17 protein-coding genes and 1 tRNA gene are annotated in these 18,519 nt (G+C 50.1%); 10 read left to right on the forward strand and 8 right to left on the reverse strand.

Going from position 1 to position 18,519, the window contains the following annotated elements; genetic code table 11:
* Both recR and trxA read left to right on the forward strand, forming a co-directional pair.
* Window positions 1-591, forward strand: a complete 591-nt coding sequence (recR, locus tag HMPREF0044_RS06240; protein WP_006547286.1) for a recombination mediator RecR — start codon at window positions 1-3, stop codon at window positions 589-591.
* 351 nt (window positions 592-942) lie between these two features.
* Window positions 943-1,311, forward strand: coding sequence for a thioredoxin (gene trxA, locus HMPREF0044_RS06245; protein ID WP_006547287.1), 369 nt, complete (start codon window positions 943-945; stop codon window positions 1,309-1,311).
* Between the two features lie 108 nt (window positions 1,312-1,419).
* Here trxA and HMPREF0044_RS06250 read toward each other — a convergent pair whose 3' ends face one another.
* Window positions 1,420-2,139, reverse strand: coding sequence for a TetR/AcrR family transcriptional regulator (locus tag HMPREF0044_RS06250; protein WP_006547288.1), 720 nt, complete (start codon window positions 2,137-2,139; stop codon window positions 1,420-1,422).
* Between the two features lie 65 nt (window positions 2,140-2,204).
* Entirely contained in the window at window positions 2,205-2,669 is a 465-nt protein-coding gene (locus tag HMPREF0044_RS06255) for a (deoxy)nucleoside triphosphate pyrophosphohydrolase (protein WP_006547289.1), read from the reverse strand.
* Between the two features lie 128 nt (window positions 2,670-2,797).
* Between HMPREF0044_RS06255 and HMPREF0044_RS06260 the strand changes: the two genes are divergently transcribed.
* Window positions 2,798-2,868 (forward strand) — tRNA-Gly (locus tag HMPREF0044_RS06260).
* A gap of 264 nt (window positions 2,869-3,132) precedes the next feature.
* Here HMPREF0044_RS06260 and HMPREF0044_RS06265 read toward each other — a convergent pair.
* Both HMPREF0044_RS06265 and HMPREF0044_RS06270 read right to left on the reverse strand, forming a co-directional pair.
* Window positions 3,133-3,777 (reverse strand): alpha/beta fold hydrolase, encoded by a 645-nt coding sequence (locus HMPREF0044_RS06265; RefSeq protein ID WP_006547290.1) that lies wholly within the window; start codon window positions 3,775-3,777, stop codon window positions 3,133-3,135.
* A gap of 49 nt (window positions 3,778-3,826) precedes the next feature.
* Entirely contained in the window at window positions 3,827-4,819 is a 993-nt protein-coding gene (locus HMPREF0044_RS06270; protein WP_040313183.1) for a helix-turn-helix domain-containing protein, read from the reverse strand.
* Window positions 4,820-5,470: 651 nt separating this feature from the next.
* Here HMPREF0044_RS06270 and HMPREF0044_RS06275 point away from each other — a divergent pair.
* The 6 genes from HMPREF0044_RS06275 to HMPREF0044_RS06300 all read left to right on the forward strand — a co-directional run bounded on the left by HMPREF0044_RS06275 (window position 5,471) and on the right by HMPREF0044_RS06300 (window position 10,809).
* Complete coding sequence (locus HMPREF0044_RS06275; protein ID WP_006547292.1) at window positions 5,471-6,859, forward strand: amidase family protein; 1,389 nt, start codon at window positions 5,471-5,473, stop codon at window positions 6,857-6,859.
* A 512-nt stretch (window positions 6,860-7,371) separates the two neighbouring features.
* Window positions 7,372-7,797 carry a DUF3592 domain-containing protein gene (locus HMPREF0044_RS06280; protein ID WP_158027173.1) on the forward strand — a complete coding sequence of 142 codons (426 nt, stop codon included), beginning with the start codon at window positions 7,372-7,374 and terminating at the stop codon, window positions 7,795-7,797.
* A 39-nt stretch (window positions 7,798-7,836) separates the two neighbouring features.
* Window positions 7,837-8,343, forward strand: a complete 507-nt coding sequence (locus HMPREF0044_RS06285) for a DUF3592 domain-containing protein (protein WP_006547295.1) — start codon at window positions 7,837-7,839, stop codon at window positions 8,341-8,343.
* 96 nt (window positions 8,344-8,439) lie between these two features.
* Window positions 8,440-8,844, forward strand: coding sequence for a PASTA domain-containing protein (locus HMPREF0044_RS06290; RefSeq protein WP_006547296.1), 405 nt, complete (start codon window positions 8,440-8,442; stop codon window positions 8,842-8,844).
* 37 nt (window positions 8,845-8,881) lie between these two features.
* Window positions 8,882-9,490: a dCTP deaminase gene (gene dcd, locus HMPREF0044_RS06295; RefSeq protein WP_006547297.1), complete on the forward strand. Its 609-nt coding sequence runs from the start codon at window positions 8,882-8,884 to the stop codon at window positions 9,488-9,490.
* Window positions 9,491-9,501: 11 nt separating this feature from the next.
* Complete coding sequence (locus tag HMPREF0044_RS06300) at window positions 9,502-10,809, forward strand: hypothetical protein (protein ID WP_006547298.1); 1,308 nt, start codon at window positions 9,502-9,504, stop codon at window positions 10,807-10,809.
* A gap of 152 nt (window positions 10,810-10,961) precedes the next feature.
* Here the strand turns inward: HMPREF0044_RS06300 and lacZ are convergent, their stop codons facing one another.
* The 4 genes from lacZ to HMPREF0044_RS06320 all read right to left on the reverse strand — a co-directional run bounded on the left by lacZ (window position 10,962) and on the right by HMPREF0044_RS06320 (window position 17,291).
* Entirely contained in the window at window positions 10,962-14,108 is a 3,147-nt protein-coding gene (gene lacZ / locus HMPREF0044_RS06305) for a beta-galactosidase, LacZ type (RefSeq protein ID WP_006547299.1), read from the reverse strand.
* Entirely contained in the window at window positions 14,105-14,914 is an 810-nt protein-coding gene (locus HMPREF0044_RS06310; RefSeq protein WP_006547300.1) for a carbohydrate ABC transporter permease, read from the reverse strand. The genes lacZ and HMPREF0044_RS06310 overlap by 4 nt, the downstream gene beginning before the upstream one ends.
* Window positions 14,907-15,806, reverse strand: a complete 900-nt coding sequence (locus HMPREF0044_RS06315) for a carbohydrate ABC transporter permease (protein ID WP_006547301.1) — start codon at window positions 15,804-15,806, stop codon at window positions 14,907-14,909. The genes HMPREF0044_RS06310 and HMPREF0044_RS06315 overlap by 8 nt, the downstream gene beginning before the upstream one ends.
* 189 nt (window positions 15,807-15,995) lie before the next feature.
* Window positions 15,996-17,291 carry an ABC transporter substrate-binding protein gene (locus HMPREF0044_RS06320; protein ID WP_006547302.1) on the reverse strand — a complete coding sequence of 432 codons (1,296 nt, stop codon included), beginning with the start codon at window positions 17,289-17,291 and terminating at the stop codon, window positions 15,996-15,998.
* 158 nt (window positions 17,292-17,449) lie between these two features.
* Here HMPREF0044_RS06320 and HMPREF0044_RS06325 point away from each other — a divergent pair, with 158 nt between their 5' ends.
* On the forward strand, window positions 17,450-18,484 hold the full coding sequence (locus HMPREF0044_RS06325; RefSeq protein WP_006547303.1) for a LacI family DNA-binding transcriptional regulator: 1,035 nt from the start codon (window positions 17,450-17,452) through the stop codon (window positions 18,482-18,484).
* Window positions 18,485-18,519 lie beyond the last annotated feature (35 nt).

The raw sequence follows: 18,519 nt of genomic DNA on the forward strand, positions 1-18,519 counted from the left end.
ATGTACGAAGGTGCGGTGCAGGACCTGATCGATGAACTTGGGGCTTTGCCAGGTGTAGGTCCGAAATCGGCGCAGCGCATTGCTTTCCATATTCTTTCGGCTGATTCGGCAGACGTGATGCGCCTTGCGAACGCGTTACGTGTAGTTAAAGAAAAAGTTCGTTTCTGTGAAAATTGTGGAAATATTGCAGAGGCGCCTACCTGTCGTATCTGCCAGGATCCGCGTCGTGACACGACGCTAATTTGCGTAGTTGAGGAAGCCAAAGACGTTGAAGTTATCGAACGTACTGGCTCTTATCGGGGGCTTTACCATGTTTTAGGTGGGGCGATTGATCCGATTAAAGGCTTGGGGCCGGAACAGTTGCGGATTCGTCAGTTACTAGGGCGGCTCACGAATGTACGGGAAGTTATTATTGCAACTGATCCGAATATTGAAGGTGAAGCGACTGCTACTTATTTAGCGCGAATGCTTGAAACTATGCAGGTTCCCGCCTCTCGACTAGCTTTAGGTTTACCAGTGGGAGGAGATTTGGAATATGCAGATGAGATTACTCTGGGACGCGCATTTGAAGGGCGTCGTTTGTTGAGTTAACGCGTAAACCTTTGAGGTTTCTTTTATTTCGGTCAGTTTAACATGTTTATTTTGAAATTGTCTACAGATTTTCTAAGAGTTTTCCTGGTCTTAAAGATGTGATTCAGATTGCTTTTAATGTGGCTATATTTATATTCCCAGCGGTTGTCCCAACGCTAATAGCAACTGCTGCTGTAACTGTATTAATATGATGCGAACGCCTAAGTAAGTATTTCTGTTTAGATCAGAATGGGGTGGGTGAGGAATGAAACTTGAGTTGCGAGTTTTCCCTACGGTTGCTGTTAAAATGCAGCGTCCGTAAATCTAGATTAGACTTATAGACAAATAAACCCTTTTAGAAATTGAGGAAAAATGGCAACTGTAGACTTTACCTACGAATCCTTTGGCGAAGCTGTTGAAAAAGAAGGCATCGTACTGGTTGATTTCTGGGCGTCCTGGTGTGGTCCATGTCGCATGTTTGGTCCAATCTTTGAAGCTGCTTCTGAACGTCATGCAGATGTAGTGTTCGGCAAGGTAGACACTGAAGCTGAACAACAGTTGGCAGCAGCAGCGCAGATTCAGTCCATTCCAACCCTGATGGCTTTTCGTGACGGTGTAGCTATCTTCCGTCACTCAGGTGTGCTGCAGGGTGGAGAACTCGACAACATTATTGAACAGATTAAGGGGCTGGACATGGATGAGGTCCGCCGCCAGATTGCAGCTGAAGAAGCTGGCGAGTGATAAGCAGTTAGTAAGCTTGTAACTTTTTGTTTTATGTTTTATCCCCAAGAGAACTAGGTTCTCTTGGGGATAAAACATAAACTAATAGATTTTAAACCGCCCTTGAAATTAGGAAACGTGTACAGGGCAACGCAGATAGGTGCTACTTTCTGACTCAGGTTCGTCAATCGGCTTTTCATCTTTTTCGCAGAAGATGAAACGTAGTTCCGAAACTCGTGGGTCAATATCGCGGACGCAGTATTCGCTTGCTCCTAGTGCGCGTAGAATAAATGCTTCAGTTTCACCAATTACCTGTGCCTTTAGACCAGGGTGATTAGGTACATGCTGGCCGGAAATGCAGGCTTGAATTAGTGAATTTGTCTGCGGGGATGGAGGTTGAATCTCTCCGGAATGGTGTGCCAGTTGAAGCAGGTGGGAAAGAATATGGTCAAGGATTCGTGCATGTTCTTTTAGTTTTGAAGTGTCGCGTCCAGCAGCTAAAGAACGTAGATTCATGCCTTCGCCCAGATGGTAGTGGTGTTTCAGCTCTAGCTGGGAGCGAATGAAAATACGCAGTTTCTGTAGGGGGTTGTCAACTACTTCCAAAGCTTCGCTGAGAATTTTGGTGAACTGTTGAGTTGTGGCACTCATTAGTTCTAGTAGCATTGATTCTTTATCGGCGAAGTGGTTGTAAACCGCTGTGCGTCCGATATTTGCTCGGCGCGCAATCTGTGCCATGGTGATAGTTTCAAAGCTCTGTTCTTTAAGCAGATTCGATAGAGCGGTGAAGAGTGCTTGGCGAGTTAGTTCGCGGTGTTCGTCAATGTTGACGCCAACGATTTTAGGCATGGTATTATTATGACATAACTTTCGATATATGTCACAATAACCTTGAAATTAATATGACGGAAGTCCTAAAGATTACCTAGCGGTCTTAGGGAATTAGTTCTCTTAGCTTCTGTTAAGACCTGGAAGGCGGCTTTCATAATCGGAATGTTTGGGCTTAACCAGTCAAGATGGCTAGCCTCTGTAAAAGAACACCAGCGGATTGCTAGATGGTCATCGTGGTGAGTGGGCGCAGTTGTGCAAGTAGCAAGCCAAACATGCATTACGCGCCCATTTAAAATTGGCCAAGACCCATCTGAGCTGCCGGGATTAAGTATCGGGCTATGCAGAGTGATTTCTGTACGAAGTTCCTCTCTGATTTCACGCATAATCGCAGTGGTGTATTCTTCTCCGGGTTCGACTTTTCCGCCAGGAAGCTCCCATTTTCCGCGAAGGTTGTCTGGGTAAGCGCGTTGGGCACAAAGTATCTGTGGGTCTTTAGCATGTGGATTGAAGATGGCGGCAGCAACTACCGGTGCCAGTAAAGGGGTCATGTCTTAATCTTCTCACGTATTAGTTCCGGGCTGTAGTGGGATGAAAAACGGTGTTAAGTGAGGTGATGTTGAAGCCGTTAAGTGAGCAGAGTATGATTAGAGAAGCTACTTGATGTTTGAGTAGCGATGCGGGTGTAGTTCATCGGTAGAATGACAGCTTCCCAAGCTGTAGAGGCGGGTTCGATTCCCGTCACCCGCTCGTAATAATCCTTTCAAAAAATCCCCGGAAAATATTTCCGGGGATTTTTCTTATTGCACTCTGCTGCTCAAACAGTGAACCTTGGATTATACGACAAATTGTGTTGCTGTGGACTGAACCCAGTTGCGCGACCTTTGAATGTTCACTATTTTTCGTTGGAATGGCACTGATTTTGGTAGGTTGGCACCAGTGTCGCCGCGTTGGAAACGTGTCCGCGCGGTCTCACGTGGCCTAGGGCGGTAGCACTAGCAAGGAGTGGTGGCATCAGCCTCGGCTCGATGTGCGAGTGACGTGATGCTGTATCAGCGTTGCTGCCAGACTAGGGCGCTGGGTTATCCACTGATGTCCTGCGCCACGTACCAGCTGCAGTGCCGCACCCGGAATACACGTCTGGATTGTTCTCGCCGCCCACACATTGACAAGATCGCGCAGGCCGCATGCGACGGTCGTCGGCCGATCAATGCGCTCAAGGCCGTCGCGCAGATCGAGATGGGTGAGCGATCCCATGACTGTCACGAGGGCCTCTTTCGAGAGACCGGGAAGGGCGACCCGGTCTTCAGGCAGCAGTTGCATGACGAGCTTCTGGAGCACTAGTAACGCCTGCGGCACCCTCGCCTGCGGCGCAGACAGGAACAGTGACGTGATGAGGTGCGGATGACGCTGCACAAGATCAAGGGCTATGACAGCCCTGAGTGAATGGCCGATCACGTGGGTGGGCTCACCGTGCATACTCGCTGCGATCCGATCCGTACATGTGGTGAGTGTCCAGCTCGACACCTCGTGAGGCTCAATGAGACTCGGCACAGACACCTGCCATTGGCGTTCTGCCAAGGTGGTGGCCAGATCCTGGTATGAGTCTGGGTTCTCTCCTAGCCCGTGCAGCAGGAGGGCGCTAGTTCCGCTTATCACGATGCACCACCAGGCCTAGGCATACGCCGCCTGTGTTGGACACGGGTTCTCATAGGCCCTGCGACTCGTCCGGCTGCGACTTGTTCAGTACGAGGGCGGCGATGCCGCAGGCAAGACCGCCGATTACCCAGGCCAGCCAAAAGTTCGCCACGATGACGCGGGCAATCACGTGTTCAGAGGCCCATGGAGCGGCGAGGAACAGGGCGGCTAGCGCGATGATGGTGGCGATCAGCATGATGACACCGCACACCCGCTCCACCCTGGCACTCGCAGCCCGACGGGCTGGATCGATCTCCTGGCGCTGCTCCTTGTTGTAGCCGCTGACGTCGAGACGCCAGTAACGGATACCGCCCCAGATGAACAAGCCCGTCCCGAGGGCGGCGCCGAACAGTACAGCAGCCGTCCACCAGCCGTCCTCCCGCTCATGAACTGCGTTTCCCAGGAGCATGAGGCCGATCCCGCCGAGGATGACGGCAATCCCGATGACGATGCTCACGGCGAGTTCCCGGATGCCGCGGGCACGGTCAGCGCTCGTGTAGAAGTCCTCGATGTACGGGTGCTCCTTGCGGAAGGCGGCATGGCTCAGACCGACTGGAACCAGCAGCGCCAGTCCGCACACGATCCCGAGAGCAATGAGCACGAACTCGGCAGCGTCCTTGAAGGAGCCAACCGCCAGGCCATCGATTAGTACAGCCAAGGCCGCACCGGCGATGATCACACCCATACCGGCTGCGATCTTCCACGCAAATCCACGCATGTGTGCGTCGTACCCGGTGTAGTCCTGCACCGGGCTCACGGCCTGTGATACCAGAGGATCCTCCAACGTGTCCGCATCTGTGGTACGCAGGTCCCCAGTGACCAGCTCATCAAGGGTGCATCCGAAGAGATCGCAGATGGTGAGTAGTTTGTCCATCTCCGGGTAGGCGCGGTCCGACTCCCACTTGGAGATCGCCTGACGCGACACCCCGAGCAGGACAGCCAAACGCTCCTGGGTAAGGCCGCGAGTGGACCTCAGGTGCTGCAGGTTCTCACGAAATGACATAGTAACTCCTTTCAGTATGGCCGCGGGAGACACAACTGTCATCGCATTCCCCTGCGGTGGTTCATTCTCCACTTTGCCAGTGAGGACGCGGCATATCCACCACCCAGCGGTTGCGATCTACAAAGCAACCAAATTTCTCCCGCAACCATTGGTTGCATCCACTCGGACCTTACTGCAGGTGATGTGCTCCGATCCCAAGGCACGTGTTCCAGCACAAACTTTCGTGTTGCGAAGGGGCTCCGGGATAAAATGGCACCTGGAGGCCCAGAAAAGACGAGTCCCGAGGGACACCTCGTACGGTGATTCCATACTTGTTGACGGTTACTACCTCATAAATGAGTTCCTTTGGAGTCGGCAAGCCGACTCCATAATTTCTCATGACACCTCACCAATTTGACATCCGGTCCGTTGCACCTCTGAATCGTTTTCGCGCGAAATGTAAACCCGTCCGCACCTAGAGGCGCACCCACCCGGCTCGGCTTTGCACCCACCTGCGCCCAAAGATGCACCCACCCACATATGAAGATGCACCCACCTGGGCTCGGACTGCATCCACCCCAGCCTTTGTATCCATCGTGACAACCTTTGGTCTGATTGATTGGGCGTGCATTTAGGTGTACGCCCTCATTTTATTTGAGATACACTAAGCCCATGAGTGTTAAAAAGTTTGAAATAGCTTCGCTGACGGTAGTTGAAATCGTTGAACTAATCCAACGTGGTCAAATTACCGCGAAAGAAATTGCCGAAACCGCCCTCGAAAACGCTCAAAAAAGTACTCTAAACGCATTTGAAAAACTCACCCCAGAACTTGCGTGCGACCAAGCAAATCACTTGGATTCCCTCAGTAAAAACGAAAAACACAAACTGCCCTTAGCGGGTGTGCCCATCGCTATCAAAGCAGAAAATGCTATCGCCGGACTGCCCACCACCTACGGCGGAAGTGCGCAAAAATCCCCAAGTCCCATCGACAGTGAAATCGTAAAACGGTTAAAAGACGCCGGCGCACTCATCATCGGTACTACGCGCATGCCCGAATTTGGGCAATACCCCTATACGGAATCACCCAACTGGGGCAGCGTAGGTAACCCAGTAGCTCCCGGACACACTACCGGAGGGAGCTCCGGAGGTTCCGCTGCGGCCGTCGCCGCTGGAATCGTAGCCGCAGCCGTCGGTGGTGACGGAGGTGGCTCCCTCCGTATCCCCTCCGCAGCTTGTGGGCTCGTAGGTCTTAAACCCCAACGTGGACGAGTTTCCGTCGCTCCCGAAACGGACCTGTGGGGAGCCTTAGGAACTCTTGGTGTACTTACAAAAACTACTGCTGACACGGCATTACTATATGACGTGATCAGCGGATACTTGGAAACTGACTTGTGGAAAGCGAAACCGCTTTCAGAATCCCTCACACACGCTTACCAACAAGTAAACCTACGCCAACTGCGTATTGGAATAATCGGAAAACTCACCAACCCACTGGTGAAAGTTGATCCTGAAGTTCAAAAAGTACTCCAAAAAACCCAACAAAAACTGCAAAAAGCTGGGCATCAGGTGGAGAACTTAGGGGCTTGGCCAGACGCCACGCCAGCGTTCTTACCACAATTCTTCGCTGCATTGCATGCGGAAGCTCAACGCGTAGACTCGCCGCAGTATATGGAGAAGCGTTCCCGACAGAGCGTGCGGATAGGCAGTTTTATTTCCCGAGGGAAGCTGCTGAAAGCAGAAGCAAAAGGAAAGAAACTTGCCCTGAAACTAGCTAACAAATATCGTAACTATGACCTGATTCTCAGCCCGACAATTGCTTGTCAACTTCCTAAACAAGAGGTTCTGGGAAACTGCAATGCGATCACCGGACTAATTCGTGCAATGCCAATGGTGGTTTTCACTGGTCTGGCAAATGTTACTGGAGATGCGGCCATTAACCTTCCGCTTGGATGCACAGCTACAGGAATACCGATTGGCGTGCAGGCAAGTGTTTTTGGTAAAGACGAAGCACACTTGTTGCGGGCGGTTGCTATATTGGAAAACAGCTTAGACCTTGCGTAGACACGAAAGCGAATTCATGGTTTCAGATTCCAGGACCGCAGTTGATAAGTAGGTTCGTAATCCTTACTTAAAAAAGATACGGGAAAGCTTTATATACAGTTCCACCTTGGCGATACTATTAGCTCTGTTTGTAGTTCTGAGTGCCTGGTATCTGGGTATTTTTAAAACCAATGACACAGCTCATTATAGTGGTGCAACCGAAGCCGTCGTTATCAGATCCTATGAGTATAGAAGCTTATTCTATTTAAGACTCGGAAAAGGAATCTATTTTTGTTCAGTGGAATATGAGTATCAAGTAAACGGGAAAACCATCCGCGGAAACACAACCACCAAGAATGATGATATCCCCGTGCGTTGTGGGAATCGCAATGCTTCCAGCTGTAAGTCTCACCGCAGTTATTATCAACAGGCTTCAAAAAACGACGTAAAAGAAGTTGCAGTTTATTTTTAATAGTCCAGTAGTAACCTATTGATATGAAAAAAGTTACTTTAGAGAACTACTAACCTACGTGGTGATGGTTTTAGTCTGTGGAGTAGCTACTGTCTTTTTATACTGGGCTTCCTACACTGGAGGAACAGACCTTTGGGTAAGGTCTTTTACTTTTTCTGAAACCACTCAGGCGCAAGTTATTCAAAAAACAGAAAAAATCTATACCAGCAAACGTACTACATACAACTGTGTTTTAAAGTACAAGTTTGAACTAAAAGGGCGAGTTTACAAGGGGTCAGGAGAACTTTCAAAAGAAAAAATTAATAACCCTTGTAATACCATTGAGGAAAACTTAAAAATCGTTTATAACCCTGATAATCCAAATGACAATGAGCTATTACAGTTATGGCTCTCTCCTGAGAGCGATTTGGTGCGCAGGATTAGCGACATTTACACTCGGCTGCACCAGCGCTCTCTTATACGACTGGAAGAGAGTAGTATGCGATAAAGAGAAATATATTGTATAAAGACCAGGAAATAAACCGACATGGAAAATCCACAAACAGGTAACACAAAGAAATCTAAAGCTTTTCTCTTTAAACTGGCTGCGGTTGGTATGCTAGTTGCCTCCCTCATATTTATGTACCTCAATGGGGGTAACGCGATTTACCAAAGCTTCACTACTCACACAGTAACCACCAACGCCACTGTGACCGTAGCTGAGAAACGCGTAGTACACCATTACAAGAGGCTTTCTAAGTACACCTGTCAGCTCCAGTATGAGTTCAAAGTAGGTAACCAACACTATGTGGGACCCAAAGGACAAGAAAATACAGAATTTCAGTTCACCTGCCCGCAAATAGGTAAAGAAATCAAAGTAATTTACAATCCTGAAAACCCCAGCGAAAATACTCTGCATTTCCTCAACTACAGCGTCATGAAGTTCTTTTTAGCTGGGCTCATGGCAGCAGCCTGTATCTACATCATATTTAGTCCGCGGAAGCTACTGACACGTCCAAAAGGTAACACACCTGCGGTTACAACAAAGATGTAAAAGCGAGGACAAACCGCCCTCCGATACTGGAAAGCTACTTAACCGCCGGACTGGTATTCTATTCATAACTATCCCGCCGAAAAGGAAGGAGACTGCGTGAAAATAAAAACCCACAATTGGGCAGACTACCTATTCATGATCATCTCAGGTAGTATCGCACTTTCCCTGCTCGGCTGGGTATATTTCGGAAACCAAACTACCCAAGCAGACCAACGAGTCGTCCCCGACGTTTCTTGGATGACACTTATCGAAGCACGCGAAACCCTAATAGAAGCCGGATTTGAACAATTTGAATTCACCGAACAAGGCAGTGGAAGATTCCTAGGAGTAAATGAAGGTTTCTCTTCAAAAATTCCTGAAAAATACGTAATCGTTCGGCAAGTTCCAGCCGCCGGTAAAAAAGCCTCACGCTCTGGAGCAAACCTCCACCTATTCGCCTACCGTGAAGGCTCAACCGAATTAGAGCGTGAAAAAGTTGCCCGCGGAAAAAACCAAAAATAATCCGAAAAATAGAACTAAAACTAGAAGGAACAGGAAAATGCTTCTCAGCGACCACGACATTTTGGCAAACATTGAAAACGGCCAGATTGGGCTGGACCCCTGGGACCCACAAATGATCCAGCCAGCCAGCGTCGACGTGCGCTTGGACCGCTATTTCCGACTCTTCAACAACCACAAATACTCAGTTATCGACCCCGCAGCAGACCAAAGTGACCTCACCGCATTAGTGGACACCGGCGATCGCCCATTCGTACTACACCCCGGAGAATTCGTACTCGGAGCAACCTATGAAAAAGTTACTCTTGGAAACGGAATTGCCGCTCGTCTGGAAGGAAAATCCTCCCTCGGACGTTTGGGACTGCTCACACACTCTACTGCAGGGTTCATCGACCCAGGCTTCACCGGACACGTCACCCTGGAACTATCTAACACCGCGACAATGCCAATCCTGCTTTACCCAGGCATGAAAATTGGCCAACTATGCTTCTTCCAACTGTCCTCCGACGCTGAAAAACCATACGGCTCCGGAGCAAGTGGCTCCCGCTACCAAGGGCAGCGTGGCCCAACTGCCTCCCGCTCCCACCTGAACTTCCACCGCGTTTACGTTCCAGAATCCACTGACCACGATTCCATCCAGCGCCTCTGAGGACAACCGGCGTGACAATTGAGAACCCTAAAACTGGAAGTCTGCCACGAGTAGCACAACGTGTATCTATCGCGCAACGCATCAAGCAACTAGAATCAGCGAAAAATCCCTCGGCAGAAGCACCCGTCGGAGTAAACGTCCCAGACCCAATCCTGGAAACCAACATCAGCGCTGAATACACACTTACCTCCACGATGCTACACGCTTCACTTTTCGGTACAGATTTTTATGCCGAACCAGTCCTAACAGTTACTCAAGCAGGGGAACTACAAGCAACTGACGTAGTAGCTGCAGTAGACCTCTTCCAAGTACGCTGGGAAGACGCCGTATACCTGCCGGCTGAGAAAGCGCAGGGAGCACACCTGCTACTTCTAGGAGATGACGTAGACCCACGCGAGTTGGAAGCCCTGGCAGTTTCAATCTGGGCAACCGCACATTGGGCAGGACCCGGACAGCTTTTCTTATTTGAAGGTGCTTCTCTAAAAGGACCATTTAAATTCACCGCCAATGACACCGCCACCCTGGAAGTACCCGCAGAGCTACCACAAGCCTGGATTCTAGACGTCACGCCTGAAAGAGTGCCCGACACGGGTGTTTTCATCGGTGTCCAAGATACCTGGTCACAAGTATTCTCAGGTGAGCACCCAGCAGGAAATGAACTGGGCGCATTAAACGCAGTACGTCGCATAGCAAAACGCCTCGCAGGAGCCATTCGAGTTGCCGGACAGGTGAAACTAGTACAACCTGACCCTGAAAGTGCGGTAAACCTGCGAGTCTACTCAAACCGCTGGCTAGATTCCGCAGACTTAACCTACCTGCTAGAAGGACTTTTCCCAGATATAGTGCCGTCAGGAAACGCCACTGACACGGTAGAAGCCCAGCTTACACAAAACCGAGAAGAACTAGCTTTAGCCAGGGACATCACAGCGAACCTCTACGAAAGAGTCGCCGAAGTAAGTAGCTCAGCTGTGCAAAAAGCCTACGCTGGAACAACTATGCCCGAATCATACTCTTTACTTGCTTCCGCGGGGAACCGCTCACGGGTGCACGTCACCGTGCAGGTAACTGATTTCCTACCAATGGCTATCCGCCACCAGCCCTGGCCAGATGGTAAAGCCGTAGAATACGGGATTCAATGGATTCCAGCTGGACACACCAGCTACGGTTTTAACGTAAGCGATTTTAATGTTCCACTCACGCGCACAATGCGGTTAGAACGCTCGCGGGTACGCGATGAGATAGAGAAAATCGCGTACCTGATTTCCAAAGCTACTGCTGGTCAGATTTTAGACGAGGACGGATTTTTAGTCGCCTCTTAAAACTCGAAACTCATCCGCGCACGTGTGAGGACATAATTTTCCGTCCTCGGGAAAATAAATAATCACATGCCAACGCACGATTTCATATGCATAAGCGCAGCAAAAGAACGTTTGTCGATATGAAAATCGAAATTCTCATATCGACAAACGTTTTAAATACCTTGGAAAGCAAAAGTAAAACGCAACGGCACTCCAACTGGCAGACAGAACTCAGGATGCGTGCGAGCACCCCACGAGTTATCCCCACCCACACCGCGACGCATTAACGCCGGACGCAACCAAGTATAAGAAACCGGAGGAAGCTCGAAGCTATGTCGCGCGTTCTCAACCTCATATGGGCTATAAGGCTGTGCCGCAAACTCCATGCCAAAGAGACTACCAGCACAATCAAAACGCAACCCAGAACCGCTCTCATCAACAACTTCAACCCAACGCACGCCAGTACGATTACCGGATTCCTGTGGCCGCAGATAAGGTACCTGCTGATCAGCTACAAGCGCATCATGAATACCCAGACGAGTACCTAAACGACGATCCACATAACATTCAACTGGACCTTCACCATACCAGTGCATTTGCTGCAGCTCCTTTGGCGCTGCCAAAAGCACACCAAACTCTGGCATATCAGTTAAACCATCACCTGGAGTTACCTCAACGGTTACCTCTATGCGGCCAGTAGCAGAAACCGCGTAAGCAACCTCAGCTTGAGAAACAGGCACAGTAGGTAGCTCATAAACATAAGTAACCACCGCGGCATTATCTGAGTAAGTCAAAGTCGGCATGGCATCAGGTAGCGTGCGAGCGTATCGGCTGGCAAGCAACCACTGGCCGTCAACGAAAGTAGACTGCCAGCCACGCTCATTAGAAGTCTGGGCATGCCAAAAACATGGACGTGGAGGTACCGCTAACAGCTGGCGACCATCATCCGGACCGCGACCAACTTCCCCAAAACGGTAAGAAATCGGCCCACCATAAATCTTAGAGAACAGGATTGAGAACCGTTCCCCATGAATACCAATATTATGAATCCCATCCACTACTCTCAGCCCCGTAACCTGGATCGGAGCAGTAGAAAGCTTGGTACGCTCTGCTGAAGCAGAATCAACAATCAACTGACGTGCCGGTGCTGAACCAGGCTTTGGCACTAACGTAAGCACCTCTGAAAGGTAACGGAAAGAGGACTGTCCAAAAGCCACCTCATGACCAGCTGGTGCCCACTCAGTCGCTCTGATCGTAAGCGCAGAAACTGTCAGCGTGTACTCTACCTCCACAGATTCGGGCGCAAATGCAGGAATCTGTACAGATTCAGGCAAAGGATAAGTTTCCTTACCCAAGGCAGGAACTGCAGTATCAAAAGTTGCGGAAGCAACTTCAACGCCATCAGCTGACAGCGTAACACGGAAAACAAACTGGTCTGACGCGGTAAACAACAGGTCAGAAGAAATCTCAACTGCCGTATCAGAAACTACAAAGTGGAAAGGTGCATAAACCGCGCGGACTTCTGGAATCTTTGTAGACTCTGAATGATCCGCATAGAAAATACCATTCCCACAGAATTCAGCATCATGGGGAGCTTCGCCACTGTCACCGCCATAACCCCAGTAAGGCTTACCCTGCGGATCGGTCAGCAAAACCGCCTGATCGGCGAAGTCCCAGATGAAACCACCGTGGAACAGTGGTTCGCGTCGTGCTAAATCTAAGTACTTATCTACCGCCCCGAAAGAGTTACCCATTGCATGTGCGTATTCGCAGACGATATAAGGCTTTTCACGGTTTTCACGTAAGTAATCTTCGATTTCCGCTGCTGGCACGTACATGGAAGTCAGTACATCGGTGGTATCGGTGTAGCGTGGGTCCCAGTAGGTGCCCTCATAGTGGACTGGGCGATCGTCAGCGCTGCGGAAGTAGTTAGAAACTTCCAGTAGGTTAGTGCCGCCGTAAGATTCGTTGCCACAAGACCACATGATGATTGATGGATGGTTCAAATCGCGGCGTAGCATTGACTTCGCACGGTCAAGCAGGGTGGGTAGCCACTGGGGGAAGTCGCCCGGTACTGCCTCAGTATCAGGTAGCCCGTAGAAACGTAGCTTATCCCAAACCCCGTGGCTTTCTAAATTCATTTCGTCGATGACGTACAAGCCCAGGCGGTCACATTCAGCGTATAAATGCGACGAGTTAGGGTAGTGGCTGGTACGTACCGCATTACAGCCGATATTCTTTAGCGCCAGCAAATCCCGAGTAGTCATGTCATCAGAAACTACCCGCCCGTTAGGTCCGAATTCATGGCGGTTTACGCCTTTAAAGACTAAACGCTGACCGTTAATCAGCAACAGACTGTCTTTAATTTCAAAGCGTCGCACGCCTAGCTTTTGGGGGATAACCTCAGTGATTTCCCCATTTACGTTACGTACGGTTAGCGTTAGGTCGTAAAGGAACGGGTCTTCCGCACTCCACAGACGAGGATTATCGAGGGCGCCCTCGAAAACTTTTTCGTCAGTATTAAAACTAAGCTCTAAATCAGTATCGGAGCTACGCAAAACCGCGGTAATGGATTCCGCTGCGACACCTTCGACACGAACCCTGACTGTTGCGTGGGTGAAATCATCGTTTAAATCTGCGCGGATAGTAAGGTGTTCAACATGTGTGGCGGGAACTTCTAGCAGCCACACCGGACGGTGTAAACCAGCAAAGCGGAAAAAATCCTGGTCTTCCAGCCAAGATCCTGAATGCCACATGAACACCACAGCCAACAGAGTGTTCTGACCATCCACCAGCAAGTCAGTGACATCAAAAGCAGACGGAGTGAAACCATCCGTCGCATAACCTACCCACTTACCGTTTAACCAAACAGCAACAGCAGATTCAGCGCCCTCGAAAACTAAGCGGAAACGACTATCCGTCGCCACCTGTTCAGGGCGAGTAAAACGACGTCGGTAAACGCCCACCGGGTTATGTAAGGAAGGTAAATCCCCAACTTCTAAGTTTTCCCAACCATCCCACGGATACTGGGTATTCACATAACGATTACGGTCGTAGCCGTGCATCTGCAGATGACCTGGAACTGGAATCTGCTCCCATTCAGTAAGGGTGGCTAGTTGTGACAAGTCTTCTGGGTGAGGCAAAGCCGTGAAAGTAGGGTAGTAGCGGAAATCCCAAGTTCCACTCAGGTCATGGTCAAAGCTAGAAACTTTGGTGTGGGATTCTGCCTCAGAAACAAACCAACGGTGATCGCTGTGTGCTTCTAAACGGTTGTCGAAAATACGCGTAGGTTCGCGTAACCAATCTAAAGTAAAGGTCATTTGATTGCCCCCGTAATACCTTCGGCGAAAGCACGCTGCAATACTAGGAAGATAACCATAGCTGGCAAAGAAGCAATCAAAACTGCCAGCATTAAAGCGCCGTAGTCAGTGACGTAGCCGGAAGAAAAGTTGGAAATCAACATCGGCATAGTCTGGTAGGCAGAGTCTACCAGGATAACTTTTGGCCAGAGGAAGTTATTCCACGCAGCCATGAAAGTAATAACCGCTGCTGCCGCGTAGGTAGCGCGCATAGTGGGCAGGTAAATGCGGGCGAAAATTGCGATTTCAGACAGGCCATCCAGTCGGGCGGCTTCTAAGATTTCATGTGGGAAGTTACGGGAGGCCTGACGGAAAAGCAGAATCAGGAATGGCGTAGAAATAGTTGGCAGGATAACTGCGGCAGTGGAGTTGATAAGACCATTCTGTGCAAACAGCTGGAACAGTGGAATCATGGTGGCTGCGAATGGAATCATCATTGCTAATAGCAGTACTGCCATGAGGCGGTCTTTTCCTTTAGAATGGTAGATTTCGAAGCCGTATCCTGCGAAAGAGCAGAATATGAGAGACAGGACGGTAGTGAGAATCGCGTTTACAGCAGAGTGGTAGAGGGCTGAACCCAAATCCTGCTGGGCTACTAGGTTATTGAAGTTTTCTAGCAGGTTTGTGCCTGGTAGGAGCTTTGAGCCGAGTACTTCCTGGGAGGTGTTGGTTGCGGAAACCATCATGAAGTACAGCGGGAAGACTGAGAAAACTGCGAAAATCGTGAGGAAAATGTATGCGGGTGCGTTACGAAGTTTCTTAGTCACGCTTATCACCTACCTTCATTTGGATAAATGCGAGGACTGCTACCAGGATTAGGATTACGTAGGAAATCGCTGCTGCGTAGCCAAAGTTAGGGCTCTTTAAGAAGGAAACATCAAAGAGATAGTGGGACATGGTCATGGTGGAGTAGGCTGGACCGCCCTTAGTGAGGTTCCAAGATTCGTCGAACAGCTGCAGGGTGCCGTTAGTGGACATGATGGCGGTTAGTAGAATCATTGGTTTTAGCTGTGGGACGGTAACGTACCAGAAAGTTTGCCAAGCGTTAGCGCCGTCAAGTTTGGCTGCTTCGAGAGTATAACGGTCAATGTTTTGCAATCCAGCGAGGAAGAAAATCATGTTGAAGCCGGTCCAGCGCCAGAGTAGGCCTAAGATGATGGCGAACTGAGCAGTGTGGGTTTGTCCCAGCCAGTTGATAGGAGTGCTGATAATCCCCATACCCAGTAGGGCGTCGTTAAAGAAGCCATCAGTGGCGAAGAGTGTGCGGAAAACCAGGGAGTAGGATACTAGGGAAACTGCACAGGGAAGGAAGATAGCGGTACGCCAAAGTCCTTTGAATTTTAAGTTTGGATTATTCAGTAGTACAGCAAGTAGTAGTGCCAGAATCAGCATGATTGGCACCTGGATAATCAAGTAGATGAAGGTGTTTTTCATGGTCTTGAGGAAGATTTCGTCTTCCAAAAGACGCTGGTAGTTGGACCAGAGTGGTTCTGCGTATTTTAGATTGCGTCCGCGTCCCGTTTGCAGTGAGAGCAGAAACGCTTTGAACATGGGGTAGAAGTTCATTACAAAGATTAACGCTGCGGCAGGTAGCAGGAACCACCAGCCGATGAGGTTGTAGCGTTGTCCTTGCGTCAATGAGCGTCGTTCTTTAGACACCGGTCATCTCCTTTGATGGGGTGGACTCGGACGAATTCGGTTTTATATCGGGATGTTTCGTTGTGTTTGTAGGCTGCGTTGCTTGGGTGCGTGGATTTTCCCGAGGGCGGAAGAAGAGTGTAAGTGTGAAGGTGGGGGCGCGGTCGGAGAGGTTGACTGCGCCCCCACCTTAGTTTTAGGTTGGAAACCTTACTTCATTTCGAATTCGACGGTTTCCTGTGCTTCCTTCAGAGCGGTCTTTGGATCTTGGCCTTGAACGATCTTAGTCATAGCTGCGGATACTGCTGCCAGTCCTTCGTAGTAGTAAACGCCGGTGTTATCGGATGGTACGTGCTTGCCGTAGCCCACGATGTCAGCGTAGATTGCCTGGCCGCCGAAGAATTCCAGTGGTTCTGCGTAGACGGAGGAATCACCAGCTGGGATGTAGTTAGCGATTGCGCCGGATGCTGGGAGGATGGTGTCGTAGAGCTTGGTGGAGCCAGCGAAAGTGGACTTCAGGAAGTCGGTTGCTAGTTCTACGTTTGCGTTAGCGGAAACTGCCCAAGAGGAACCACCGTTTGCAGAGTAGTGGGTGGCGGCGGCAACACCATCGAGTGCTGGGATGGAGGTTACTGCCCACTTGCCGGACTGGTCTTTTGCGGTCTGGATGGAACCGGAAATCCAGGCGCCCTGCATTACGCCAGTTACCTGGTCGTTAACGAAGGAGGAAATGAATTCGTCCCAGGAGTTAACTTCGAGCAGTACGCCAGAGTCAACCAGGTCCTTGTAGGTCTTGGTGACCTTCAGCAGAACTTCGTTGTCAGCGATAGTTGGTTCACCCTTTTCGTTGAAGAAGGATGCGCCTGCGGACTGCATCATGATCTTAACGATGTCAGACTGGCCAGCGGTGGTGGAGATCATTGGGCGGCCGGTCTTTTCCTTAACAACTTTGCCCTTTTCGATGAATTCGTTCCAGGTGATGTCGGTGAAGTCAGCTACGGTGAAGCCGGCTTCCTTCAGGACGTCGGTGCGCAGTGCCAAAATAGCGGTGCCGGAGTCGAATGGAACGCCGTAGTTCATGCCGTCAACAGTGGAGTAGTCAACTACTGACTTAGGGAAGTCTTTGAAGTTGATGCCGGAGTCGGTTAGGTCGGTGAACAGGTCTGGGTAGTTGATAGCGTTCTTCTGGAATGCGTAGTTCTGCATTAGGAAGATGTCTGGTAGCTGGTCGGTCTGACCGGACTGTGCCAGGGTGATGATCTTGGACTGTACGTCATCCCATGGGGTTTCTACGATATTGAGCTTAAAGTCTGGGTGGGTTTCCTGGTAGACCTTTTCTGCTTCCTTCATCGCGTAGATGTTGAATGCTGGATCCCAGGTCCAGACGGTGAGGGTGTTGTCGTCTTTATCAGCTGCCTTGTTGTCGGCAGCGCCGCCGCCACATGCAGACAAGAGTAGGGTGGTTGCTGCTGCAACGGCAATTACTGAGTTGCGGAGTTTCCTCATCTTTGAGCCTCTTTCTTCTGTGAATGTGTAACTGATTCGGTCTTCGGTGACCGCTTCGATGTTTACGTAAACATGGTATCGTGTTTACGTAAACATTTTCCAGATTCTTAAATAACACTTTGGTAACAGAGTGGAAATCAGGTGATAAAGTAGGAGTCATGGTAACAACCCGACGCGCAAAGAAGCGAGTGGGCCCCTCAATTGCTGATGTTGCAAAACTAGCGGGGGTATCCTCGCAAACAGTCTCCCGCATCTCCACCGGAGCCCAGCAGGTAAGCCCCAAAACCAGGGAAAAAGTCCTTGCAGCTATGGCGGAACTCGGCTACTCTCCAAACCGCGCAGCTCGCGCCCTGCGCTCCGGAAAATTTAAAGTCATAGGCGTACTCACTCAAAGAATTGAACGCACTGGTGAATCTCTCACAGCGGGCGGAGTAGTAGAAGCCGCCCTCGAAGCGGGATATACGATTGCGCTCGTGCAGACCCACGAACCAGAAAAAGGCGACGGTAGAAAACTTGTCCGACGCCTTTCTGAACAAGCCATCGACGGACTAATCATCGTTCAAGCCGGTACCTCAACTAACGAACAACTATCCCTACCATCAGGCCTTCCAGTAGTCGTCGCCGATTCTGCCCTCACCCACCTTTTCCCCTCAGTGAATGCCGACCAACGCGCCGGAATGCGTCAAGCCATGGCGCACCTCATCGGACTAGGGCATAAATACATTGCCCACGTAACCGGACCACGTAACTCCCAATCTGCACTGTTACGTAAAGAAGAATGGGAAAAAGCCCTCCAAGAAGCACAACTGCCAATAATCCCCGCTTTCCCCGGCGACTGGACAGCCGCATCAGGCTACCAAGCTGGAAAACAGATTGCCGCCGATAAGCGAATCACCGCAGTTATGTGTGCCAACGATGAAATCGCAGTCGGAGTCATGCGTGCCCTCTCCGAAGCCGGAGTAAACGTCCCCTCAGAGGTCTCAGTCATCGGTTTCGATGGAATCGAACTAGGGGAATTCTTACCCACTCCACTCACCACCGTACGTCAAGACTTCGCAAAAACCGGACGAACCATGGTGGACCTAGTAATACAACAAATAAACCAGGGGGTAATCGCAGGCGAATTTGCAACACTCATCCCCACACAACTAATCGTCAGGGAAAGTACCGCGCTAGCAGGTATTCGAAAATAACATTCACCACTACGAAAACCCGGGTTTTCATGTTG

The sequence above is a fragment of the Gleimia coleocanis DSM 15436 genome (assembly GCF_000159015.1).
GTDB lineage: Bacteria > Actinomycetota > Actinomycetes > Actinomycetales > Actinomycetaceae > Gleimia > Gleimia coleocanis.